This window comes from Streptomyces sp. NBC_01481 (assembly GCF_026339995.1).
In the GTDB taxonomy this organism is placed as follows: domain Bacteria; phylum Actinomycetota; class Actinomycetes; order Streptomycetales; family Streptomycetaceae; genus Streptomyces.
The window spans coordinates 2,087,661-2,108,773 of record NZ_JAPEPT010000001.1; the positions used below are offsets into that span (position 1 = coordinate 2,087,661).

At 70.7% G+C, this 21,113-nt stretch carries 22 protein-coding genes; 11 read left to right on the forward strand and 11 right to left on the reverse strand.

Going from position 1 to position 21,113, the window contains the following annotated elements; translation table 11 throughout:
- Positions 1-8 precede the first annotated feature (8 nt).
- The 3 genes from OOK40_RS09645 to OOK40_RS09655 all read right to left on the reverse strand — a co-directional run bounded on the left by OOK40_RS09645 (position 9) and on the right by OOK40_RS09655 (position 2,774).
- Complete coding sequence (locus OOK40_RS09645; protein WP_266478318.1) at positions 9-1,379, reverse strand: deoxyribodipyrimidine photo-lyase; 1,371 nt, start codon at positions 1,377-1,379, stop codon at positions 9-11.
- A 64-nt stretch (positions 1,380-1,443) separates the two neighbouring features.
- Positions 1,444-2,193 (reverse strand): anti-sigma factor, encoded by a 750-nt coding sequence (locus OOK40_RS09650; RefSeq protein WP_266478319.1) that lies wholly within the window; start codon positions 2,191-2,193, stop codon positions 1,444-1,446.
- The gene (locus OOK40_RS09655; RefSeq protein WP_266478321.1) at positions 2,190-2,774 is read right to left on the reverse strand and encodes a sigma-70 family RNA polymerase sigma factor; all 585 of its coding nucleotides are present in this window, start codon (positions 2,772-2,774) and stop codon (positions 2,190-2,192) included. The genes OOK40_RS09650 and OOK40_RS09655 overlap by 4 nt, the downstream gene beginning before the upstream one ends.
- A gap of 206 nt (positions 2,775-2,980) precedes the next feature.
- Here OOK40_RS09655 and OOK40_RS09660 point away from each other — a divergent pair, with 206 nt between their 5' ends.
- The 3 genes from OOK40_RS09660 (at position 2,981) to OOK40_RS09670 (ending at position 5,637) form a co-directional block, all read left to right on the forward strand.
- The gene (locus OOK40_RS09660; RefSeq protein ID WP_266478322.1) at positions 2,981-3,640 is read left to right on the forward strand and encodes a PadR family transcriptional regulator; all 660 of its coding nucleotides are present in this window, start codon (positions 2,981-2,983) and stop codon (positions 3,638-3,640) included.
- 183 nt (positions 3,641-3,823) lie between these two features.
- Positions 3,824-4,861, forward strand: coding sequence for an ATP-binding cassette domain-containing protein (locus tag OOK40_RS09665; protein ID WP_266478324.1), 1,038 nt, complete (start codon positions 3,824-3,826; stop codon positions 4,859-4,861).
- Positions 4,858-5,637 carry an ABC transporter permease gene (locus OOK40_RS09670; protein ID WP_266478326.1) on the forward strand — a complete coding sequence of 260 codons (780 nt, stop codon included), beginning with the start codon at positions 4,858-4,860 and terminating at the stop codon, positions 5,635-5,637. The genes OOK40_RS09665 and OOK40_RS09670 overlap by 4 nt, the downstream gene beginning before the upstream one ends.
- Positions 5,638-5,684: 47 nt before the next feature.
- Here the strand turns inward: OOK40_RS09670 and OOK40_RS09675 are convergent, their stop codons facing one another.
- Both OOK40_RS09675 and OOK40_RS09680 read right to left on the reverse strand, forming a co-directional pair.
- Positions 5,685-6,146, reverse strand: a complete 462-nt coding sequence (locus tag OOK40_RS09675) for an ABA4-like family protein (protein ID WP_266478328.1) — start codon at positions 6,144-6,146, stop codon at positions 5,685-5,687.
- Positions 6,143-7,099, reverse strand: a complete 957-nt coding sequence (locus OOK40_RS09680) for a hypothetical protein (protein ID WP_266478330.1) — start codon at positions 7,097-7,099, stop codon at positions 6,143-6,145. Before OOK40_RS09680 ends, OOK40_RS09675 begins: the two co-directional genes overlap by 4 nt.
- Positions 7,100-7,207: 108 nt before the next feature.
- Between OOK40_RS09680 and OOK40_RS09685 the strand changes: the two genes are divergently transcribed.
- Entirely contained in the window at positions 7,208-7,972 is a 765-nt protein-coding gene (locus OOK40_RS09685; RefSeq protein WP_266478332.1) for a MerR family transcriptional regulator, read from the forward strand.
- A gap of 29 nt (positions 7,973-8,001) precedes the next feature.
- Here the strand turns inward: OOK40_RS09685 and OOK40_RS09690 are convergent, their stop codons facing one another.
- The gene (locus tag OOK40_RS09690) at positions 8,002-8,844 is read right to left on the reverse strand and encodes a siderophore-interacting protein (RefSeq protein WP_266478334.1); all 843 of its coding nucleotides are present in this window, start codon (positions 8,842-8,844) and stop codon (positions 8,002-8,004) included.
- A 49-nt stretch (positions 8,845-8,893) separates the two neighbouring features.
- A complete protein-coding gene (locus OOK40_RS09695; protein WP_266479082.1) occupies positions 8,894-9,799 on the reverse strand; it encodes a 5'-3' exonuclease in 906 nt (301 codons plus the stop codon).
- A gap of 334 nt (positions 9,800-10,133) precedes the next feature.
- On the opposite strand from OOK40_RS09695, the gene OOK40_RS09700 reads away from it, so the two are divergent.
- The 3 genes from OOK40_RS09700 (at position 10,134) to OOK40_RS09710 (ending at position 11,856) form a co-directional block, all read left to right on the forward strand.
- The gene (locus OOK40_RS09700) at positions 10,134-10,712 is read left to right on the forward strand and encodes a helix-turn-helix domain-containing protein (protein ID WP_266478336.1); all 579 of its coding nucleotides are present in this window, start codon (positions 10,134-10,136) and stop codon (positions 10,710-10,712) included.
- Between the two features lie 9 nt (positions 10,713-10,721).
- On the forward strand, positions 10,722-11,444 hold the full coding sequence (locus OOK40_RS09705; RefSeq protein WP_266478338.1) for a helical backbone metal receptor: 723 nt from the start codon (positions 10,722-10,724) through the stop codon (positions 11,442-11,444).
- Between the two features lie 130 nt (positions 11,445-11,574).
- Positions 11,575-11,856: a hypothetical protein gene (locus OOK40_RS09710; RefSeq protein WP_266478340.1), complete on the forward strand. Its 282-nt coding sequence runs from the start codon at positions 11,575-11,577 to the stop codon at positions 11,854-11,856.
- Here the strand turns inward: OOK40_RS09710 and OOK40_RS09715 are convergent, their stop codons facing one another.
- Positions 11,857-12,987, reverse strand: a complete 1,131-nt coding sequence (locus tag OOK40_RS09715; protein WP_266478342.1) for a TDT family transporter — start codon at positions 12,985-12,987, stop codon at positions 11,857-11,859.
- A 70-nt stretch (positions 12,988-13,057) separates the two neighbouring features.
- Here OOK40_RS09715 and OOK40_RS09720 point away from each other — a divergent pair, with 70 nt between their 5' ends.
- Entirely contained in the window at positions 13,058-13,984 is a 927-nt protein-coding gene (locus OOK40_RS09720; RefSeq protein ID WP_266478344.1) for a LysR family transcriptional regulator, read from the forward strand.
- 518 nt (positions 13,985-14,502) lie between these two features.
- Here the strand turns inward: OOK40_RS09720 and OOK40_RS09725 are convergent.
- The 3 genes from OOK40_RS09725 to OOK40_RS09735 form a co-directional block, all read right to left on the reverse strand.
- Positions 14,503-15,180 (reverse strand): gamma-glutamyl-gamma-aminobutyrate hydrolase family protein, encoded by a 678-nt coding sequence (locus OOK40_RS09725; protein ID WP_266478346.1) that lies wholly within the window; start codon positions 15,178-15,180, stop codon positions 14,503-14,505.
- A gap of 33 nt (positions 15,181-15,213) precedes the next feature.
- A complete protein-coding gene (eat, locus tag OOK40_RS09730; protein WP_266478348.1) occupies positions 15,214-16,659 on the reverse strand; it encodes an ethanolamine permease in 1,446 nt (481 codons plus the stop codon).
- Positions 16,660-16,776: 117 nt separating this feature from the next.
- Positions 16,777-17,505, reverse strand: coding sequence for a FadR/GntR family transcriptional regulator (locus OOK40_RS09735; protein ID WP_266478350.1), 729 nt, complete (start codon positions 17,503-17,505; stop codon positions 16,777-16,779).
- A 78-nt stretch (positions 17,506-17,583) separates the two neighbouring features.
- On the opposite strand from OOK40_RS09735, the gene OOK40_RS09740 reads away from it, so the two are divergent.
- The 3 genes from OOK40_RS09740 to OOK40_RS09750 are packed head-to-tail and all read left to right on the forward strand — an operon-like array spanning position 17,584 to position 21,113.
- Entirely contained in the window at positions 17,584-18,948 is a 1,365-nt protein-coding gene (locus OOK40_RS09740) for a glutamine synthetase family protein (RefSeq protein WP_266478352.1), read from the forward strand.
- An 8-nt stretch (positions 18,949-18,956) separates the two neighbouring features.
- Positions 18,957-20,321, forward strand: a complete 1,365-nt coding sequence (locus tag OOK40_RS09745) for an aldehyde dehydrogenase (protein ID WP_266478354.1) — start codon at positions 18,957-18,959, stop codon at positions 20,319-20,321.
- A 6-nt stretch (positions 20,322-20,327) separates the two neighbouring features.
- Positions 20,328-21,113, forward strand: coding sequence for a 3-oxoacyl-ACP reductase (locus OOK40_RS09750; RefSeq protein WP_266478356.1), 786 nt, complete (start codon positions 20,328-20,330; stop codon positions 21,111-21,113).

Consider the following 21,113-nt stretch of genomic DNA (forward strand, 5'->3'; position numbering starts at 1 on the left):
GCGGAGGATCAGTCGAGGCCGCGGGCCCGCTCGAACCGGGCTCGCCCCTCCGCGTGGTCCACCAGCGGATCCGGGTAGTCCAGCAGGGCCCGCTGGAGCACGTCCAGCTTCCACGGCTCGTGGACGGCGGGCCCGGCCAGCTCCGCGAGTTCCGGCACCCAGCGCCGGACATAGTCGCCGTTCGGGTCGCAGCGCTTCGCCTGCGCCGCCGGATTGAGGACACGATGGGGGCGGGTGTCGGTCCCGGTGCCCGCCGCCCACTGCCAGTTGAGCTGGTTGTTGGCGATGTCCCCGTCCACCAGCAGCTCCAGGAAGTGACGGGCGCCGACGCGCCAGTCCACGTACAGCGTCTTGGTGAGATAGCTCGCCGTCAGCAGCCGCGCCCGGTTGTGCATCCAGCCCTCGTGCAGCAGCTGGCGCATCGCGGCGTCCACGATCGGGCAGCCCGTGCGGCCCTCCTTCCAGGCGGCGATCTCCTTCTCGTCGCCGCGCCAGTGGTCGTCGCGGCCGCGGTAGTCGGCGCGGGACGCGTCGGGCCGGGCGGCGAGTATCTGATGGTTGAAGTCCCGCCAGGCCAGCTGCCGTACGAACGCGTCCGCGCCCGGGCCGCCCTTGGCGCGTGCCCGCTGGACGACTTCGGTGGCCGAGAGCGTGCCGAAGTGGAGGTGCGGGGACAGCCGGGAGGTGGCATCGCCTGGCAGATCGTTCTGCCGCCCGTCGTACGCCGCGATGCCGTGGCTTTCGTCGGCGAGCCAGGTCCGCAGCCGCCGTCTGGCCTCCGTCTCCCCGCCCAGGGCCAGCCCCGGCGACACCCCGCCGACCGCGGTGCGCCGGGGCATGGGATGGCCCGCGAGTTCGGGAACCGGCACGGCGCGCGGCGCGGGCAACGTCTCGCGCGGTGGGGTGTCCTGCCACCTGCGGAAGTACGGCGTGAACACCGCGAAGTGGTCGCCGCCCTCCGGTGTCACCCGACCCGGCGGCAGCGCGGTCACCACCCCGTCGTGGACGTGCAGGGCGCAGCGGAGCGCGCTCAGCCCCTCCCTCAGCCGTTCCTCCCTGCGCAGCGCGTATGCGCTGACTCCGCCCGCGACGTGCACCGAGCGGGCGCCGCTCTCGGTGATCACCCGGCAGACCTGCTCGGTGACATCGCCGGTACGGACCACCAGCCGGCCGCCGCGCTCGCGCAGCCCGGCGTCCAGCGCGTGCAGACAGTCCGCCAGAAACGCCCGCCGGTTGGGCGTGTCGAAGCCCGCCTTCCGTATGCCCCTGTCCAGCACGAACAACGGCACGATCTCGTCGGCCTCGCGCAGCGCGGCACTCAGCGCCGGCTGGTCGTGGAGTCGCAGATCGGAGGTGAAGAGCATGACCGCAACGCTCATGCGGCGTCCTTCCTCGGACGAGGCGTCGGACAGGCAGCGGACAGGCGCCGGACCCGGGCGGTCATCACGTCGGGAACCGCACCAGGGCCAGCGGATCGGTCGTCGGCTGTGTCGAGCCGCCGGCCGGTTCGACCGTGATCCCCATGCCCGACGCGGCGTCCAGCGGACCGTCCATCAGTACGGCGTTGTTGGTGACGACCGGGTCCATCAGACCGGCCGAGCGGAACTTCTCCCCGTCGGAGAACCAGAGTTGGTAGACCTTGCCCTGCGGCGGCCTGGGCAGTCCCGAGGTCAGGAAGGCCGCCTTGTTCTCGCTCTGCGAGACCACGACCGTGCCGCGCGCACCGCCCTTCAGGTTCGCGCTGCTCACCCGGGCGTCGGGCGCGGCGAGCACCGAGGCCAGCTCCTCGGCCCGCTGCTGTGCACGCTGCGCCTCCTGGCGGGCGTCCTGGGCCTCCTGGTGCTGCCAGAACGAGACACCGCCGAACGCGGCGGCTGCGGCCACACATGCGGCCAGGACGAAGCGCGACATCGTCCGGCTGCGGTGGGCGCCGCCGGAGCGCCCCTGTCGTGCGACCCGGGGCGGATCCTGCCGCTCCGCGGCGATCCGCCGCAGCACGTGATGCTTCAGCGCGGGCGGCGGCGTCACGGCCACCGCGAGACCCAGCTTGCCGACGGTGGCGGCCAGTTCACGCACTTCCTGGGCGCAGGCAGGACACACCAGCAGATGCCGCTCGAACTCGGCACGCTCGTCGGGCGCCAGCGCGTGCAGCACATAGGCGCCGGTCAGCGTGTGCAGATCAGCGGTGGTCATGCGCTCACCCCCAGGCAGTCGCGCAGCCGGATGAGCCCGTCGCGCAGTCGTGTCTTGACCGTGCCGAGTGGCACGGCGAGCAGTTCGGCCACTTCGCGGTAGGCCAGCCCGCGGTAGTACGCGAGCGTCACCGACTGCCGTTGCAGCTCGGTGAGGGTGCGCAGGCAGCGTCGTACCTGTTCGCGCTCAAGACGGGCCTCGACCTGCTCGGTGACCTCGTCGTAGGCGGGTGTCTGCTCCAGCAGCGCCGCCCTGCGCTCCCGGTCGGTCGCTGCTTGGGCCGAGCGGACCCGGTCCACGGCCCGCCGGTGCGCCAGCGTCAGGATCCAGGTCATCGCCGATCCGCGGGACGGCTGGAAGCGCGCCGCGCTGCGCCAGACCTCGATCAGCACTTCCTGGGTCACCTCCTCGGACTGGGCCGGATCGCGCAACACGGCGCGCACCAGCCCCAGGACCGGACCGCAAACAGCGTCGTACAGCCGGGAGAAGGCCTCCTGGTCCCCGCGGGCGACCAGTCCGAGCAGCTGTTGCAGATCGGGTCCCGCCGGGGCGGGGCCGCCGATGTGTACGGCTTCTTTCACGCGGCTTTCCTCCACTGTGCGGGCATGTAGTCCGGACAGGATTTCACCAGGCATTCGGAGCCCGTGAGGCGGTGGATTGGTAGGGATGCGCAGATGGTTGCACGCGAGTCTCCTGAAGCCTCACAGATTCGCGATATGTCGTGGTTGACGAGCGGCCTGACTCGCGATATGTTCGGTCACGAGTATTCGGGAGCGAGGTGATCGGAATGGCCACCAAGAGGCGCAGGCTCAGCAACCCGCTGGCGCTCGTGGTGATGGTGCTGCTCTCCGAGCGGGCCATGCATCCCTACGAGATCGCGCAGACGATCCGCCAGCGCGGCAAGGAGAACAGCGTCAAGGTCAACTTCGGCTCCCTCTACACCGTCGTGCAGAACCTCGAGAAGCACGGCCTGGTCGAGGTCACCGATGTGCAGCGCCAGGGCAACCGGCCCGAGCGCACGCTGTACGGCATCACCGATGCCGGCCGTGCGGAAACGGCGGAGTGGCTGTCCGATCTGCTCAGTGTGCCTGCCCGTGAGTACCCGCTCTTCGAGACCGCGCTCTCACTCATGGCCGTCCTGCCGCCCGACGAGGTCATCCCGCTGCTCGCGGACCGGCTCGCCGCTCTGGAAGTCCAGATCGCCTCCGCGCGTGGCGCGCTGCAGATGCTGTACGGCACGCTGCCCCGGATCTTCGTCGTCGAGAACGAGTACCAGCTCCACATGCTCGAGGCCGAGGCGGAGTGGGTCCGCGGCTTCCTCAAGGAGGTCGAGCACGGCACCTACCAGGGTGTCGCGGAGTGGCGGACCTTCCACGAGACCGGTGAACTGCCTCCGGAATTCAAGGAACTTCAGCAGAGAGCCGAGGGCCGCTCCACGGATACGTAACCAGAAAAGACCCCGGCGGAGGCTGTTGGAGCAGCTCCCGCCAGGGTCTCGAACCCCGGACCGGACCCGCCGAGAAGGCAGACCGGGCGATCGAGGTGCGGCACACCCAGGATAGCCCGATGCTCTTCACGCGGTTCGGCCCGGCATACCCAGAAGCCGACGAACCCCGAGGAGAGCTCCGTCATGAGCACCCCTGTGCCCGCCGTCGCGGCGCGGCAACTGATCAAGACCTACCCCGGTGATGTCACCGCCCTGCGCGGCATGGATCTCACCGTCGAGACCGGCACCGTCTTCGGACTGCTCGGCCCCAACGGCGCCGGCAAGTCCACCACCGTCAAGATCCTCACGACCCTGGCCAGGCCCGACTGCGGCAGCGCCGTCGTGGCGGGCCACGATGTGCTGCGCCACCCCGACCGGGTGCGCCGCTCGATCGGCGTCGTCGCCCAGAGGTCCGGCGCCGACCCGGTCGCCACCGGCCGTGAGAACCTTCTGCTCCAGGGCAGGCTGTACGGGCTCGGGGGCGCCGTGCTGGGCCGCCGCGTCGATGAGCTGCTCGCCCGCTTCGACCTCACCGGCGCCGCGAAGCGCCAGGTCAGGGGATACTCCGGCGGGATGCAGCGGCGCCTGGACGTGGCGCTGGGACTGGTGCACCGGCCAGAGGTGCTCTTTCTGGACGAGCCGACGACGGGCCTCGACCCCGAATCCCGTACCGCCATGTGGGAGGAGATCTCCCGCCTTGCCGGTGACGACGGCATGACCATCGTCCTCACCACCCACTATCTGGAGGAGGCCGACCGGCTGGCCGAGCGGATCGCGATCGTCGACCGCGGCAGGGTCGTCGTCGAGGGCACCCCCGAGGGACTCAAGGGCGAACTGCGCGGCGACGCCGTGCATCTGGAACTGCGGACGGAGGGGGACCGGACACATCTCACCGGAGCCCTCGCCCCGCTGCCGGGCATCCACGAGGTCCTCGTCGACGGCCGCCGCGTCAGCGTCCGCGCCGACGACGGCGCCGCCGCCGTGCCCGTACTGCTCGGCGCGCTGGAGCGGGCGGGAGCCGCCGTCACCGCGGCGACCGTCGCCCGGCCCTCGCTCGACGACGTCTATCTGCGGTACGCGGGACGCCGGTTCGCCGAAGCCGAGTCCGAGGCTCAGTCCGTGCCGACGCAGGCCGACACCCAGGACGAGCCCGCCCTCGCCGCCTCGGGAGGCACCCGATGAGCACCAACGCAGTCGCCCAGACCTGGTACATGACACAGCGTCAGCTCGTCGCGGTCGCCCGCCAGCCCGCCTATCTGGTGATGATGCTGATCCAGCCGGTGATCTGGCTGTTCCTCTTCGGCAATCTCTTCAAGAAGATCGTGGAGCTGGGCGGCTTCGGCACCACGACCTATCTCGACTACCTGATCCCCGGCATCGTGGTGATGAGCGCGCTCAACTCCAGCATGTGGGCCGGGATGGGCACGCTCGAGGAGATCGAGCGCGGCACGCTCAACCGCTTCCTGACCACGCCCGTGAGCCGCAGCGCGCTGATGAACGCCAATGTTGTGCAGAACGGCATCAGTACCGCCCTGCAGTCCGTGATCATCGTGCTGCTCGGCCTGGCCGGGGGAGCGGAGTACCCGGGCGGCGCGGCCGGGATCGCGGTCCTCGTCCTCGCCTCGGTGCTGCTGGGCGCGGTCTTCGGCGCGTTCTCGAACGCGGTGGGCATGCTGGTCCGCCAGCGCGAGTCGATCATCGGCTTCAACACCTTCCTGCTGCTGCCGCTGACCTTCCTTTCCTCGGCCTTCATGGCCCCGAGCCAGATGCCGCCCTGGATGGCCCGGATCGCGGACTTCAACCCGGTCAACTGGGCGATGGTGGCTGGCCGTTCGGCGCTGGCCGCCGAGCCGGACTGGGGCGATGTGCTCGGTCGCGGGGGAGCGCTCGTCGGCCTCGCGGTGGTCGCGGTGTGGCTGTCGACGCGCGCTCTCCGCTCGTACCAGAAGTCGGTCTAGCCGCAACGCGGGCCAGAACGCGGGCTTGAACGCGGTCTGAAGCGAGGCTAGTACGACGACGGTTGTACGGCCCGGTCCTCGGCTCCGGTCGCGGACCGGGCCTTCGCCGCGCGCAGTGCCAGGAAGATCACCAGCCCGATCGGCGAGAGCAGGATCGTCAGCACCAATAGCGGGCCCATCACCAGCGGATGGATCCCCAGCCGGCGCGACTGGAGGAACATCCACTGGCCCAGCAGCAGATCCCAGGCGATGACTTGCGCCCAGACGGCTCCCGCGCCGTTCGCGAGGGCTGCCAGGTCCCGGAATCCGTCGAGGGACGGGCTGCTGACGGCCGCCCACAGTTCGGGGAAGACGGGAATCGCCATGGTCAGATAGACCGCCAGGATCGGGACGACCGTCAGTGGCGAGGCGGCGATCCGGGTCGTGGGGCGCCAGTTGGGGGCGAAGATCATCAGCAGCCATATGGGGCTTGCCAGATAGAAGGACAGGTCGAAGAGAAATTCGGTCATGTCACGAGCTCCTTGTGGGTGTCGTCTGCCGTACGGGAAGGGGGAGTTGTCCGCAGTGCGAGGAGTGATCCGACCGCAGCGGCGACGAGGATCGCGGCCGCGGCGGTGAGCGTCGCGCCGTCCGGGTTGATCAGGGCCTGGCCGCGCAGCGCCTGCCAGGTGACCAGGGCGACCACGGCGGCGTACACCCCGCAGGCCACGAGCACGAGCCGCAGGCGTACGCCCTCGTCACGCAGCCGGGCGAAGCGCGGCGCCAGAGCGATGAGGGCGAGCAGGAAGAGGGGGATGAGCTGAAGGGCGTGCATCCCGACGAAGTGCGGGATGCGCAGATCACCGCCGGTCGTCGACCAGCCCGTGATCGGCAGGGAGGGGCCGCCCTCCGGAACGCCGACGTTGTGGGAACCGAGGACTTTGGCGAGCTCGCCTTCCGCCCGTTGCTCGGAGGTGGGGCGCGTCATCAGGTTGCCGAGTCCGGCGCCCACCAGCGCGATGGCCGAGCCGAGCCGTATGGCCCAGGCGGCGGCGCGGTCGGCGAGGGGCGAGCGGAAGAGCAGGAACGCGATCACCATGGAACTCACCCAGAGAGTGATGATGGTGGCGCCCATGATGTTGAACAGCAGGGTGTCGAAAGCGGTTGCGTAGTTGAAATGGCTGCGTTTGCCGCGGATCACCTGACCGACGATGATCACCATCTCGATCGCCCCGGCCAGGGCGACGACCGTGCCCGCCCACCAGCCCACCCGTCGGCCGCGGGTGGCCATCGAGAGCATCCAGGCCAGTGCCGGGGCGTACATCATCAGCGAGATCGAGAACTTGAAGGGCTTGAACCAGATCGGTGAGCCGACCAGAACACGGTCGTCGGCGATCATGCCGATGCCCGACACCACCGTCAGTACGGCCATCGACGCGGCGAAGATCATGAGCGGCTGGTGCCAGGAACGCCATGAAGGCATGCGGAACTCCCTCCCGAGTAGAATGGATAGTGACACCATCTGCTATCCGGTAGTGAAACTATCTATGCTGGTGTGTGGCGTTGGCAAGGGCGGAAGGATGAACGGGCAGTGCGCATTGGCGAGTTGAGTCGCAGAACCGGTGTTCCGGTACCGACGATCAAGTACTACATACGGGAAGGTCTGCTCCCCGCAGGGCAGCTGACCAGCCCCAATCAGGCGAGCTACGACGAAGCGCACGAGCGCAGGCTTCGGCTGATCCGCGCGCTCCTCGACGTAGGAGGGCTGAAAGTAGCGGCCATCGCGGAGGTCCTCACGGCCGTGGACGAGCCCGGCACATCGGTCCACAAGGTGCTGGGCGTGGCGACGGAACTGATCGTCCCGACCTATGCGGACGTCGAGCCCGACGCCGCACTGGACGCGGCCCGCAAGGAGGTCCGGGACCTGATCGCCCGGCGCGGCTGGCTGACGGACGACGACTCTCCCGCCGGCGAGGCGCTCGCCATGGCGCTGGCCGCGCTGAACCGGGCCGGACACGGTGCCTTCGCCGAGGTCCTGGACGCCTACGCGGACGCGGCCGAGCAGATCGCACGGGCCGACCTCGCCTATGTGGCACGGCTCGCGGGGCTGGACGACCTGGTGGAGAGCGCGGTCGTCGGCACCGTGCTCGGGGACAGCCTGATCGCCTCGCTGCGCAGGCTCGCCCAGGCCGACGGCTCGGCCCGCGTGTACGAGAACGACGAGGCGGGGACGGACGAGGCGGGGGCGGGCGACGAGGCGCCCCGCGACAAAGCTCGGGCGGACGGCAAGGCTCGAGGCGGCCTCAAGTCCGGTGCGGGCCGCGGGACTTCTGCCGACAACAAGACCCCCGGCTGAGGCAGCCGGGGGTCTGTGGGTGGCGGGCGTCAGGCCACGCGGTCCTGCTCGCGCTCCACCTGCTCGTTCCACTCGCGCTTGACCGCGCGCCACGCCTCGTCGCTCTGGCCGAGCCGCCAGTAGCCCGAGATCGACAGCTGCTCGCGCGGGATCTGCCGGTCCAGGCGCAGATGGCGGCGCAGCTCCTTCACGAACGCCGCCTCGCCGTGGACGAACGCGCAGACGGCGCCCTCGGGGAAGTCCAGCGTCTTCACCGCGGCGATCAGCGACTCGCCCGCCGGGAGGTCCCCGCGGTGCAGCCAGGTGATCTCGACACCGTCCGGCGTGACGACCTTCTGTTCCTCCTCCGGGCCCGCGACCTCGACGAAGGCGTGGACGACCGCGCCCGGCGGCATCCGCTCCATGGCCGCGGCGATCGCGGGCAGGGCGCTCTCGTCGCCCACCAGCAGATGCCAGTCCGCCTCCGGCGCCGGGGCGTAACCCCCGCCCGGACCGCTGATCCACATGATGTCGCCCACCTGCGCCCGCGCCGCCCAGGGACCGGCCAGCCCCTCGTCGCCGTGCACCACGAAGTCGACCGCGAGTTCGCCGAGGACCGGGTCCCAGCTCCGTACCGTGTAGGTGCGGTTGGCGGGCCACTGCTCGCGCGGGAACTCCTCGCGGATCCGCTCGATGTCGAATGGTTCGGGATAGCTCACGCCCTCGGGCGCGAACAGCAGCTTGACGTAGTGATCGGTGTACGCGCCGAGGGTGAAACCGGCCAGCCCCTCGCCGCCCAGGACGACGCGCACCATGTGCGGGGTGATCCGCTCGGTGCGCACCACCCGCGCCTCGTACGGCTTGGGTCCCTTGCGGGCGGGTCGTTCTGCCACGGCGGTCTCCCTGGGCTCGTGCGTGCTTAGGCTTGCCTAAGTTAACACCTCAGCCCTGAAGTGTGGACAGCAGCCGCTGGAGCGCTCCGCCCAATCCCCAACGGGCCGCGAGCTCATCCAGGGTCGCCGGATCGCGCGGCTCGTCGGGCAGGGCCGGATCGAACTCGGGCAACGGCACGTCCGAGGCGACCCGCACCACCTTGGGGGCGACCGCGACATAGTCCCTGGCCTCGTCCAGCCGCTTGCGCTGCGAGGGCGTCAGCTTGGCGCGCGGATCGTCGACCGCGGCCATGATCCCGGCCAGATCGCCGAAGGTGTCCAGCAGTTTGGCCGCGGTCTTCTCGCCGATCCCGGGCACACCCGGCAAGCCGTCGCTCGGGTCGCCCCGCAGCAGCGCCAGATCGACATAGCCCGGCCCGTCCACGCCGTACTTCTCGCGCAGCCACGCCTCGTCCGTGACTTGGAGCGTCCCGACGCCCTTCAGCGGATACAGCACCCGCCGGCCGCGCGCGTCGTCCACCAGTTGGAAGAGGTCCCGGTCTCCGGTGACGATGTCGACGGGCCCGGTGGCCCGCCCGGTGAGGGTGCCGATGATGTCGTCCGCCTCATAGCCGTCGGCTCCGACACGGGCGATGCCCAGCGCGTCGAGGACATCCTCGATCACCGGGACCTGGGGGGAGAGGGTGTCGGGGATCTCCTCCGTGTCGGGTCCTGACTCCGTCTCGACGGCGACGCGATGCGCCTTGTACGAGGGGATCAGCTCGACCCGCCAGTGCGGCCGCCAGTCGTTGTCCCAGCAGGCCACCAGGTCGTCGGGGCGGTGGTCCTGGACCAGCCGTGCGATGAAGTCGAGCAGCCCGCGCACGGCGTTGACCGGGGTGCCGTCGGGGGCCCGGACCGAGTCGGGGACGCCGAAGTAGGCGCGGAAGTACAGGGAAGCGGTGTCGAGGAGCATCAGGCGTCGCGTCACAACCCTGATGATGCCGCACGGCACTGACAGTCACCGGCCTTGCCGACCCGTGGACCTCGTTGGTCCTGGAGGAGCCGCGGCTGCCGGCTCGAGGATTTCACGAGCCGTGGTGGAGCGTTCGGGCGCGGACGAGATCGCTCCGCAGTAGCCTGCAGTACGCACAAGGGGTGGTCCTCGCCGGTGGCGGGGCCACCCCTTCGGGCTGCCCCGCCGGGCGCGGGCCCGTGCTGCGCACGGGTGCGGTGGCCTGCGCGGGAAACCGGAGCCGGAAGCTGCGTAAGGTGAGACAGGACCAGGGAAGGGGAGGGGAGCCCGCCAGATGGACGCGAAGGACGCGAAGGACCCGAAGGAGACCGAACCCCTTCGGGTGGGTGCCGCTGTCCGCAGACGCCGCCGCGCCCTGGACCTCACGCTCGCCGCGGTGGCGGAGCGCAGCGGCCTTTCCGTGCCCTTCCTCAGTCAGATCGAGAACGAGCGGGCCCGCCCCAGCACCCGCTCGCTCCAGCGGGTCGCCGACGCCCTGGAAACCACGACCGCACGGCTGCTCGCCGCCTCCGACGCCGCCCGCACCATCAAAGTCGTACGCGCCCCGCACGGCGGTGAACTGCCGCCCACTGCGAGGACCCGCCGGCTCGTGCGGGGGCAGCACCAGCTGCAGGCCCTCGAATTCACCGGGGAGCAGGACGCGGGGCGCGAGTTCGAGCACCGTAACGACGAGCTGATGTATGTCGCCGACGGCGCTGCGGAGGTCGAGGCGGAAGGCCGCGCCTACCGCCTGGCGCGGGGCGACACCCTCTTCCTCTCCGGAGGCGTACGGCACCGCTGGCGCGCGACCGCGCCCGACACCCGGATCATCGTCGTCACGGTCTCCGACCACATCGAGACGCCGGAGCCGTAGGAAGCCGTTATGCGCGTCGTCTCCCTGGTGCCCTCGCTGACCGAGGCCGTTGCCGTCAGCGCGCCCGGGCTGCTGGTGGGAGCCACGGACTGGTGCAGCCATCCCGCCGGGCTCGACGTCGTACGGATCGGGGGCACCAAGAACCCGGACGTGGCGGCCGTGATCCGGCTGCGGCCCGATCTGGTGATCGCGAACGAGGAGGAGAACCGGGCGCCCGACCTGGCCGCGCTCAGGGCGGCGGGCATCCAGGTGCTCGAAACGGAGATACGCGACCTCGACCAGGCCTTCCGCGAGCTGGAGCGGGTCCTGGTGGCCGGGTGCGGCCTGACGCGGCCCCGCTGGCTGGACGAGGCGCAGGCGGCGTGGGCCGGGCTCGCGCCGCTGGGGGAGGTGCGGGCGGTCGTGCCCATCTGGCGGCGGCCGTGGATGGTGCTCGGGCGCGACACCTTCGCCGGTGATCTGCTGGCCCGGCTCGGCGCCGGCAATGTGTACGCGGGGCACGCCGAGCGCTATCCCCGTATCCCGCTGGAGGAATTGCGGGACTGCGGCGCCCAGTTGGCGGTCCTGCCGGACGAGCCGTACCGCTTCACGGCGGACGACGGGCCAGAAGCCTTTCCTTCAATGCCGGCCGCGCTGCTCAGCGGCCGGCATCTCACCTGGTACGGGCCGTCACTGGCCGAGGCCCCGGCGATTCTCGGCGCGGCGCTGCGACGAGGACTCGGCCGGCTGTAGCTGCCTGATACCTGCGTTCCTTCGGGATTCCGTCGGACGGCGCAGGGGCGTTCGCCACCACTCGCTGTAACCGATGTGTGGACATAGCGTGGCAGGCAAGCTGATTTCGGACGTGAATCGAGGAGCTGAGATGGCAGTTCTGGTGCAGAACTACGGCGCGGGCTGGAACGAGGAGTTGTACCAGGCGACCTTCGACGGTGCGATCCCGGACCGTACGAAGCCGCCCGCGGGGCTCATCGCCCACCTCGCTGCGCCCGGGGAGAACGGCGGCTGGCAGGTCGTTGACGTATGGGAGTCGGAAGCCGCGTTCCGGCAGTTCGTGGAAGGGACGCTCATGCCTGTCGCACAGGAGCTCGGAGCGCCGCCTTTCGACACGTCGGTGGTCGAGCTGCACAACTCTCTGATCCCGTAGTCACCTCTGCCGGGGCGGCGCGAGCAGCGCTCCGCCGAACAGGCCGCGCAGCGTACGGAAGCCGGCCACCGCCCAGGCGGTGACCAGGAGTACGTACAGGCCGACGGCCAGCCATTCGAGGGCCACCAGGCCGGTGTGGTGGGCGAGGCCCTCCGCGCCGGTCACACACGTGCCGACCGGGAAGGTGAAGGCCCACCAGCTCATCGTGAACGGCATGCCCTTCCGGGCGGCCCTCACCACCATCGCGGCGGCGAGTACCAGCCAGAGCAGGGCGAAGCCCAGCACCGGTACGCCGTAGATCACCGCGAACGCGCCGAAGCCCTGTGCGTACGGGGCGTCGATCGCGCCCGGAGCGGCGTCCGCGAGCTTGTTGACCGCGGTCGTGGACTGGCCCAGCGGGCCGAGCACCAGGAAGAGGGAGGGGGTGAGCGCGAGGGGCAGGGCGCCGTGGTGGATCAGCCGGGAGAAGACCACCGGCAGGATGATGAGCGTCGCGAGCAGGCTGATCCCGAACATGGCGTAGCTGGCGAGCAGCAGGGCCTCGCGCCACTGTCCGGCGGGCAGATGCGGCACCAGCAGGGGGCCGAGCGACGCGGAGACCATCGGCGGGACGACCGGAAGCAGCCAGACGGGTGAGGCGGTGGCGGGCCCGAGTCGCCGTCGTACGACCATCAAGTACGGGACGACGACTGCGGCGGCGAGGCCGATGAGCGTGCCGACGCCGAACAGCCCCGCCGCCGTCGCCGGCGCGGCACTCTGGCCGATCACGTCCTGGCCCACGGTCAGGGTGCCGGTGCCGACGGCCAGCAGTGCCATCGCCAGACAGCCGTAGAACGGCGCGATCGCCGGGTCGACGAGATGGTCGCGGGCCTGGTCGCGGTGGTGGACCCAGTGGGCGGCGCGAGCGGTCAGAACGACGGCGAGCATCGCCGCGGACAGCGCCCACACAGCGGTGCAGGCGGTCCGCAGGCCGGGCACATCGACCGGGAGGCCGGCGCCGGCGGTCGCGACGATGGCCGTGCCCATGACAGTCGCGTACCACTGGGGGCCGAAATGGCGGAGCGTCGGCAGCGGGACGGTGGTGAGAGCTGACGCGGTGGTGTGGGTGCGGGGCTGCACGGCTGTGACCATTTCCCCACTGTCACGCCGGGCGTGGCTCCCCACCACGGACCGCTGTCCTATGGCCCCATAAGCTGGGTTTATGAGCGATGGCGATGAAGAGCGGATTCCGCTCGCACACAGGGTGCCGGATCTGGGCGCGCTGGAGCTGCTGCTGGCCGTTGCCCGGCACGGCAGCCTCGGGCGCGCGGCGCGTGAACTCGGGATCACCCAGCCCGCCGCGAGCAGCCGGATCCGCTCGATGGAGCGCCAACTGGGAGTGGCACTCGTCGACCGGTCCCCGCGCGGCTCCCGGCTCACGGACGCGGGGGCGCTTGTCACCGACTGGGCGCGGCGGGTCGTGGAGGCGGCCGAGGCGTTCGACGCGGGGGCGCAGGCGCTGAGGGGGCGACGGGACTCGCGGCTACGCGTGGCTGCCTCGATGACGATCGCGGAGTATCTGCTGCCGGGCTGGCTGATCGCGCTCCGTGCGGCCCGGCCCGGCACGGCCGTCTCGCTGTCGGCCGGAAACTCCGCGGCGGTCGCTCAGCGGCTGCTCGCGGGCGAGGCGGACCTGGGGTTCGTCGAGGGCCTGTCCGTGCCGGAAGGCCTGGACGGGGCGGTGATCGGCCACGACCGGCTCGTGGTGGTGGCGGCGCCGAGCCATGCGTGGGCGAGGCGCCGTACGCCGCTCTCGGCCCCCGAACTGGCGGCGGCCCCGCTGATCCTGCGGGAGCGGGGGTCGGGGACGCGGCAGGTCCTCGACTCGGCGCTGAGCGGATGCGGGGGGTTGGCGGAGCCGCTGCTTGAACTCGCCTCGACGACGGCGGTCAAGGCGGCGGCGGTGAGCGGGGCGGGGCCGGCGGTGATGAGCGAACTGGCCGTCACGGAGGAACTGGCGTCGCGCCGCCTGACGCGCATCCCGCTGGAGGGGGTCGACCTGCGCCGGGCCCTGCGCGCGGTCTGGCCGACCTCGCACCGCCCGACGGGCCCGGCGAGGGATTTGCTCACGCTGACGAGGTCGGGGTGAGCGGTCCGGGGTGGGGGCCCGGGGGTTGCCCGGTGCGCGTTCGGTGCGGGCCAGGGGGTTGCCCGGTGCCGTGGGCGTGCCGTTTGGGGTCCGCTCCGGGGTGGAGCCGGGACTGCATGATTTACGGCGCGTCTCTGGTCTGCCGCGGGGCGCGGGCGTTCCCGCGCCACAAATCACGCTCTACGTCCCGACTCCACCCGCTCCACGGCCCCCTTGTGGGGCAACGCTTTGTCGGTCCCCCGCGCCGCGAGGCGGGAGTGGGCGGGTTTCTCGCCGCGAAGCGGGCGCTTGGGGGTGTGGGGGCGTCAGCCCCCACGCTCTCCCTCCTCCCCGGTTGGGGGGCTGGGGGACTGCCCCCCTTTCGGGAAGGGGCGGGGTGGGGGAACAAACCGCCCCCGCCCCGATGCCGACGCCCCAGGGGCTGCGGGCCGCCAGGGTTCGCGCGGCCGTAACCGGCGCCCCCACGGGTGGGCTCGGGCGTCAGCCCACCGATCCCCCCGGAACGGCACGCGGGAAACTCACCCCGCCGCCCCCACCAGCGCCGACATCACCCGCACGTCCTCCCCCGCCTCCGGATGCCACTGCACCCCCAGCACCCACGACGCCCCCTCCAGCTCCGCCGCCTCCACCGTGCCGTCCTCCGCGTGGGCGCTCGCCGTGAGCGCGGTGGCGAGGCGGTCCACCGACTGGTGGTGGTAGGTCGGGACGGACGTCGCCTCCGGCACGATCGAGGCGTACAGCGTCCCCGGCACCGGCTTGACCGTGTGGCGGCCGAAGACACCCACACCCCCGACGTGTCCGTCCAGGTGCTGGACCAGCGTCCCGCCGAGCGCCACGTTCAGCAGTTGCAGGCCGCGGCAGATACCGAGCAGTGGGGTTCCGGCCGCCAACGCCGCCCGGATCAGGGCGAGTTCCCAGGCGTCCCGGTCCCGCGCCGGTGGGCCCGTGCGCGGGTCGGGCTCGGCTCCGTACCGTACGGGCTCGACGTCCGCGCCGCCCGCGACGACCAGGCCGTCCAGCCGGGCCACGACCGACTCGGCCGAGGCCGGGTCGTCCGGCGGGAGCAGTGCGGCGAGGCCGCCCGCCGCCTGGACGAGGCGGGGATATCCGGCGGGCAGTACAGCCGCGGGCATCTTCCACACGCCCCACGCGGCCGTTTCCAGGTAGGTGGTGACACCGATGAGCGGCTTGGACACAGCGACTCCCGTTTCGTTCCGTTCCGGTCTTGTTCAGTTGCGTTCGAGTTCGGCCTCCGCCGCCGCCAACGCCGCGAACTCCTCCTCCGGCGCGCGAGCGACCAGATGATGCCGACTGTAGATCGCGAAGTAGGCGAGGGCGACGGCGTAGACGCCGAGCGCGATGAACGCCGCGTCCTTGTCCACCAGGAACGTCGCCACCAGCGCGGAGAGCGCCAGTACGAACGCCACGGAGGAGGTCAGCACACCTCCCGGCGTGCGGTAGGGGCGCTCGAGGTCCGGCTCGCGGCGGCGCAGGACGATGTGTGAGAGGGCCATCAGCGCGTACGAGATCGTCGCGCCGAAGACCGCGATGTTGAGCATCCGCGCGCCGTTCCCGGTGCCCGCCGCCAGCGCGAAGCCGATCGCCCCGGGGATCAGCAGCCCGAGGTACGGCGACTTGCGGCGGCTGGTGAGGGAGAGGAAGCGGGGGAGATAGCCGGCGCGGGAGAGCGCGAAGAGCTGGCGCGAGCCCGCGTAGATGAGCGAGAAGAAGGACGCGACCAGGCCGGCCAGGCCCGCGTAGTTCACGAAGCGGCTGAGCGCGGTCGGGTCGCCGTTGCCCTGGAGTGCGACCACGAGCGGGTTTCCGGCTTCCTGGATCGCCGCCGAGCCCCGCGCGCCGGTCGACGCGAAGAATGTCACCACGGCCAGCAGCACCAGGATCGCCATCGAGATGGCGAGTGCCCGCGGCATCGAGCGCACCGGGTCCTTTGCCTCCTCCGCCGCCAGCGGTACGCCCTCGACGCCGAGGAAGAACCACATGCCGAAGGGGAACGCCGCCCAGATGCCCAGCAGCCCGAACGGCAGCCAGGAACCCGAGCCGAGGGCGTCCTTGTCGACGGGGATGTCGTCCAGATTGCCCGTGCTGAAGTCCGTGAAGGCGCCGACCGCGAAGATCAGCAGTGCCGCGACCGCGATCGCCGTCACGATGAGGCTGAAGCGCAGCGCCTCGCCGACGCCCCACAGATGGATTCCGATGAAGATCGCGAAGCAGGCGAGATAGACGGGCCAGCCGGACTCCAGGCCGAACAGGCCGAGCGATTCGACGTAGTCGCCGATGAAGATGGAGATCGCGGCAGGGGCGAGGATGTACTCGATGAGGATCGCGGTGCCGGTCAGGAACCCGCCCCAGGTACCGAGCGCCCGCCGGGCGAAGCCGTAGCCGCCGCCCGCGGTGGGAAGGATCGCCGACAGCTCGGCGAGTGCGAAGACGAGACAGGCGTACATCACGCCCATCAGGAGGGTCGCGATCGCGAGCCCGCCGAAGCCGCCCTTGGCAAGGCCGATGTTCCAGCCGGAGAAGTCCCCGGAGACGACGTACGCGACGCCGAGGCCGGTGAGCAGCAGCCAGCCGGCGCTGCCGCGGCGCAGCGTGCGGGCCTTCAGATAGGCGTCGTCGGCTGGGGAGGAGTCGCGTGTGGTGGTGCCCTGGGCCATGAGTCGCTCCTGGCAGGCAGAGGTTCAAAGGTTTGTGCGGACACCATTGCGGTAGCCGTCGGGAATGCGCAAGACCCGCGCGTAAACCTGTGGTTACGGATCGGCCGACGGCGTGTGTCAGGACAGGAAGCCGCGCAGCAGCGCCGCGGTACCCTCGCAGTGCTCCCGCATCACCTCGCGCGCCGCGTCCGCGTCCCCGTCCAGAACCGCCTCGACCAGCGCGGTGTGCTGATGCTGGGAGTGCTCCAGATTGCGTACGAGCAGCGGAATGCAGTCCAGCAGATCGTTCAGCGTCGCCCGCACGGCGGCGTACTGAGCGGTCAGGGTGGGGGAGCCGGAGAGCTCGGCGAGGGTCAGATGCAGCAGGGTGTCCTGGCGCCGGTACTCGGTGAGCGGTGCGTCGTGTGTCGCGGAAAGCGCCGTACGCAGCCGCTCCGCGCCCTCGTCGGTCAGGCCGTACGCGGCGCACAGTCCGGCGGCTCCCACCTCCAGGACCTCGCGGAAACGCAGGGTGTCCTCGACGTCCACCGCCGCGACGCGCCTGCGCAGCTCGTCCTCGCCGTGGGCGTCCGGGCGGTGCAGGACGAAGGTGCCGCCGTACCGGCCGCGCCTGCTCTCCACGAGCCCCTGGTCGGTCAGGACCTTCAGCACCTCGCGCAGCGTGACCCGGCTGATCCCCATCCGCTCGGCGAGCTCACGTTCCGCGGGCAGCCGCTCGCCGCCCGGGACCAGACCGAGGCGCAGCAGCTGAAGAATCTGTTCCAGCGCCTCTTCGAAGCCGTTGCCCGCGCGTACGGTGCGCAGTACGGGTGTCAGCCGGTCGCCCGCATCGTTCTTCTTCACCACGTCGCCGTTTCCTCTTCCCAGGCAATGGTCTTGGGTAATACCTTATGGCTTCCGGCTGACCCAAGGAGGCGTAATCCCGTGGCAGACCGCAAACCCCCGCTCGGGGTCGAGGAGCTTCGTGTCCTCGTAGCGAGCGGTGAGATCGACACAGTCGTCCTGGCCTTCCCCGACATGCAAGGGCGGCTCCAGGGCAAGCGGTTCGCCGCACCCTTCTTCCTGGACGAGGTCCTGGAACACGGCACCGAGGGCTGCAACTACCTCCTCGCCGTCGACACCGAGATGAACACCGTCGAGGGCTACGAGATGTCCTCGTGGGACCGCGGCTACGGCGACTTCGCCATGCACCCCGACCTCACCACACTGCGACGGGTCCCCTGGAACGAGGGCACCGCTCTGCTCGTCGCCGATCTCGCCTGGAACGACGGCTCGCCCGTCGTCGCCGCACCCCGCCAGGTCCTGCGCCGCCAGCTGGAGCGCCTCGCCGAACACGGCTTCACCGCCCATGTGGGCACGGAGCTGGAGTTCATCGTCTTCAAGGACACCTACGAGCAGGCCTGGGACCGCAACTACCGCGATCTCACCCCGGCCAACCAGTACAACATCGACTACTCCGTCCTCGGCACCGGCCGTATCGAGCCGCTGCTGCGCCGGATCCGCAACGAGATGGCCGCGGCCGGTCTCACCGTCGAGTCCGCCAAGGGCGAGTGCAACCCCGGCCAGCACGAGATCGCGTTCAAGTACGACGAGGCCCTGGTCACCTGCGACCAGCACGCCGTCTACAAGACCGGCTCGAAGGAGATCGCCGCCCAGGAGGGCGTCTCGCTCACCTTCATGGCCAAGTACAACGAGCGCGAGGGCAACTCCTGTCATATCCACCTCTCGCTCCAGGACGCCGACGGCCGCAATGTGATGGCGGGCGAGGGGCCCGGCGGAATGTCGCAGGTCATGAGGCACTTCCTGGCCGGACAGCTGGCCGCGCTGCGTGACTTCTCGCTGCTGTACGCGCCCAACATCAACTCCTACAAGCGCTTCCAGCCCGGCTCCTTCGCGCCCACCGCCGTCGCCTGGGGCTACGACAACCGCACCTGCGCGCTGCGCGTCGTCGGCCACGGCCGCTCGATGCGCTTCGAGAACCGGCTGCCGGGCGGCGACGTCAACCCGCACCTGGCCGTCGCCGGACTCGTCGCCGCCGGTCTGTACGGCATCGAGCAGCAGCTGGAACTCCCGGACGAGTGCACCGGAAACGCCTACACCGCCGGGTACGAACAGGTCCCCACCACGCTGCACGAAGCCGCCGAACTGTGGGAGAACAGCCCCATCGCCAAGGCCGCGTTCGGCGACGAAGTCGTCGCGCACTACCGCAACATGGCGCGGGTCGAACTCCAGGCCTTCGACGCCGCGGTGACCGACTGGGAGCTGCGCCGCTCCTTCGAACGTCTGTGAGGAACCACTTGTCGTACGAGCTCCAGGTACTGAACCCGGCGACCGAAGAAGTCGTCGCGAGCGTCCCAGCGACGACGGCCGCCGAGGTCGATGCCGCCGTCGCCCGGGCCGCGAAGGCACAGCAGGGCTGGTCGGCGGCCGCACCCGCCGACCGGGCCAGGCTGCTGCGCCGCTTCGCCGTCGTCGTCGACGAACACCTCGGAGAACTGGCCCAGTTGGAGGTCCGGGAGGCCGGACACACCATCGGCAACGCCCGCTGGGAAGCGGGCAACGTCCGCGATCTCCTCGACTTCGCGGCCGGGGGAGTGGAGCGCCTCAGCGGCCGCCAGATCCCCGTCGCGGGCGGCCTCGACATCACCATCCTCGAACCGCTCGGCGTCATCGGTGTGATCGCGCCCTGGAACTTCCCCATGCCGATCGCGGCCTGGGGCACGGCCCCGGCGCTGGCGGCAGGCAACGCCGTCCTGCTCAAGCCCGCAGAGACGACCCCGCTGACCGCACTGCGGCTGGCCGAACTCGCCCTGGAGGCAGGCCTTCCACAGGATCTGTTCCAGGTACTGCCCGGCGCGGGCGACGTGGCGGGCAGCGCGCTCGTCGAGCACCCCGGCGTCGCGAAGATCGTGTTCACCGGCTCGACCCGGGTCGGCAAGAGCATCATGGCCAGGTGCGCCGAGCGCGTGAAGCGTGTGACGCTCGAACTCGGCGGCAAGAGCCCCAACATCGTCTTCGCCGACTCCGACATCGAGGCCGCGGTCGCCGCGACCCCCATGTCCTTCCTCGACAACAGCGGCCAGGACTGCTGCGCCCGCACGCGCATCCTGGTGCAGCGTTCGGTGTACGACCGCTTCATGGAGCTCCTCGCGCCCGCGATCGAGTCCGTCGTCGTCGGCGACCCGGCCGACGAGAAGACGCAGATGGGCCCGCTGATCTCCCGGGTCCAGCTGGACCGGGTGCGTTCGTACGTCACCGACGAGCTGCAGGGGATCCGCGGCACCGCCCCCGAGGGCCCCGGCTTCTGGTTCCCGCCGACCGTCCTCACCGGCCTCGCGCCGGACGCCCCCGCGGCCTGCGAGGAAGTCTTCGGCCCGGTCGCCGTCGTCCTCCCCTTCGAGGACGAAGCCGATGCGATCCGGCTCGCCAACTCCACCGAGTACGGCCTGTCGGGATCGATCTGGACCCGCGACATCGGCCGCGCGATCCGCGTCTCGCGTGCCGTCACGGCCGGCAACCTGTCGGTCAACTCCCACTCCAGCGTCCGCTACTGGACGCCGTTCGGCGGCTACAAGCAGTCCGGCCTCGGCCGTGAACTGGGCCCCGACGCCCTCACCGCTTTCACCGAAACCAAGAACGTCTTCATCAGCACGGAGGCCTGAACCATCATGACCGTTGAGACCCCCATCTGCCGCCGCCTCGTGGGGCGTACCGCAGTCGTCACCGGCGCCGGCAGCGGCATCGGGCTGGCCACCGCGCGCCGCCTCGCCTCCGAGGGCGCGAACGTCGTGTGCGCCGACATCGACGAGAGTGCGGGCAAGGCCGCGGCCGACGAGGTCGGCGGCACGTTCGTACGCGTCGACGTCACCGACCCCGAGCAGGTCGAGGCGCTGTTCAAGACGGCGTACGACACCTACGGCAGCGTCGACATCGCCTTCAACAACGCGGGCATCTCGCCCCCGGACGACGACTCCATCCTCACCACGAGCCTGGAGGCCTGGAAGCGCGTCCAGGAGGTCAACCTCACCTCCGTCTATCTGTGCTGCAAGGCCGCCATCCCCTACATGCGCAGCCAGCGCCGCGGCTCCATCATCAACACCGCCTCCTTCGTGGCCCGGATGGGCGCGGCGACCTCGCAGATCTCGTACACCGCATCCAAGGGCGGCGTGCTCGCCATGTCGCGCGAGCTCGGTGTGCAGTTCGCGCGCGACGGGATCCGCGTCAACGCGCTGTGCCCGGGGCCGGTCAACACCCCGCTCCTTCAGGAGCTGTTCGCCAAGGACCCGGAGCGCGCCGCGCGTCGCCTGGTGCACATCCCGGCCGGACGCTTCGCGGAGGCGGACGAGATCGCCGCCGCCGTGGCCTTCCTCGCCAGCGACGACTCCTCCTTCATCAATGCGACGGACTTCCTCGTCGACGGCGGTATCGCTGGCGCGTACGTCACTCCCGTATGA

Excerpts from the sequence above, each read along its gene's own strand:
- OOK40_RS09705 (WP_266478338.1), top strand. The coding sequence starts at position 10,722 with ATGCGCGTCGTCTCCCTGGTGCCCTCGCTGACCGAGGCCGTTGCCGTC.
- OOK40_RS09680 (WP_266478330.1), bottom strand. The coding sequence starts at position 7,099 with ATGCCTTCATGGCGTTCCTGGCACCAGCCGCTCATGATCTTCGCCGCG.
- OOK40_RS09645 (WP_266478318.1), bottom strand. The coding sequence starts at position 1,379 with ATGAGCGTTGCGGTCATGCTCTTCACCTCCGATCTGCGACTCCACGAC.
- OOK40_RS09675 (WP_266478328.1), bottom strand. The coding sequence starts at position 6,146 with ATGACCGAATTTCTCTTCGACCTGTCCTTCTATCTGGCAAGCCCCATA.
- OOK40_RS09660 (WP_266478322.1), top strand. The coding sequence starts at position 2,981 with ATGGCCACCAAGAGGCGCAGGCTCAGCAACCCGCTGGCGCTCGTGGTG.
- OOK40_RS09650 (WP_266478319.1), bottom strand. The coding sequence starts at position 2,193 with ATGACCACCGCTGATCTGCACACGCTGACCGGCGCCTATGTGCTGCAC.
- eat (WP_266478348.1), bottom strand. The coding sequence starts at position 16,659 with ATGGCCCAGGGCACCACCACACGCGACTCCTCCCCAGCCGACGACGCC.
- OOK40_RS09720 (WP_266478344.1), top strand. The coding sequence starts at position 13,058 with ATGAGCGATGGCGATGAAGAGCGGATTCCGCTCGCACACAGGGTGCCG.
- OOK40_RS09695 (WP_266479082.1), bottom strand. The coding sequence starts at position 9,799 with ATGCTCCTCGACACCGCTTCCCTGTACTTCCGCGCCTACTTCGGCGTC.
- OOK40_RS09665 (WP_266478324.1), top strand. The coding sequence starts at position 3,824 with ATGAGCACCCCTGTGCCCGCCGTCGCGGCGCGGCAACTGATCAAGACC.
- OOK40_RS09700 (WP_266478336.1), top strand. The coding sequence starts at position 10,134 with ATGGACGCGAAGGACGCGAAGGACCCGAAGGAGACCGAACCCCTTCGG.
- OOK40_RS09715 (WP_266478342.1), bottom strand. The coding sequence starts at position 12,987 with ATGGTCACAGCCGTGCAGCCCCGCACCCACACCACCGCGTCAGCTCTC.
- OOK40_RS09670 (WP_266478326.1), top strand. The coding sequence starts at position 4,858 with ATGAGCACCAACGCAGTCGCCCAGACCTGGTACATGACACAGCGTCAG.
- OOK40_RS09750 (WP_266478356.1), top strand. The coding sequence starts at position 20,328 with ATGACCGTTGAGACCCCCATCTGCCGCCGCCTCGTGGGGCGTACCGCA.
- OOK40_RS09710 (WP_266478340.1), top strand. The coding sequence starts at position 11,575 with ATGGCAGTTCTGGTGCAGAACTACGGCGCGGGCTGGAACGAGGAGTTG.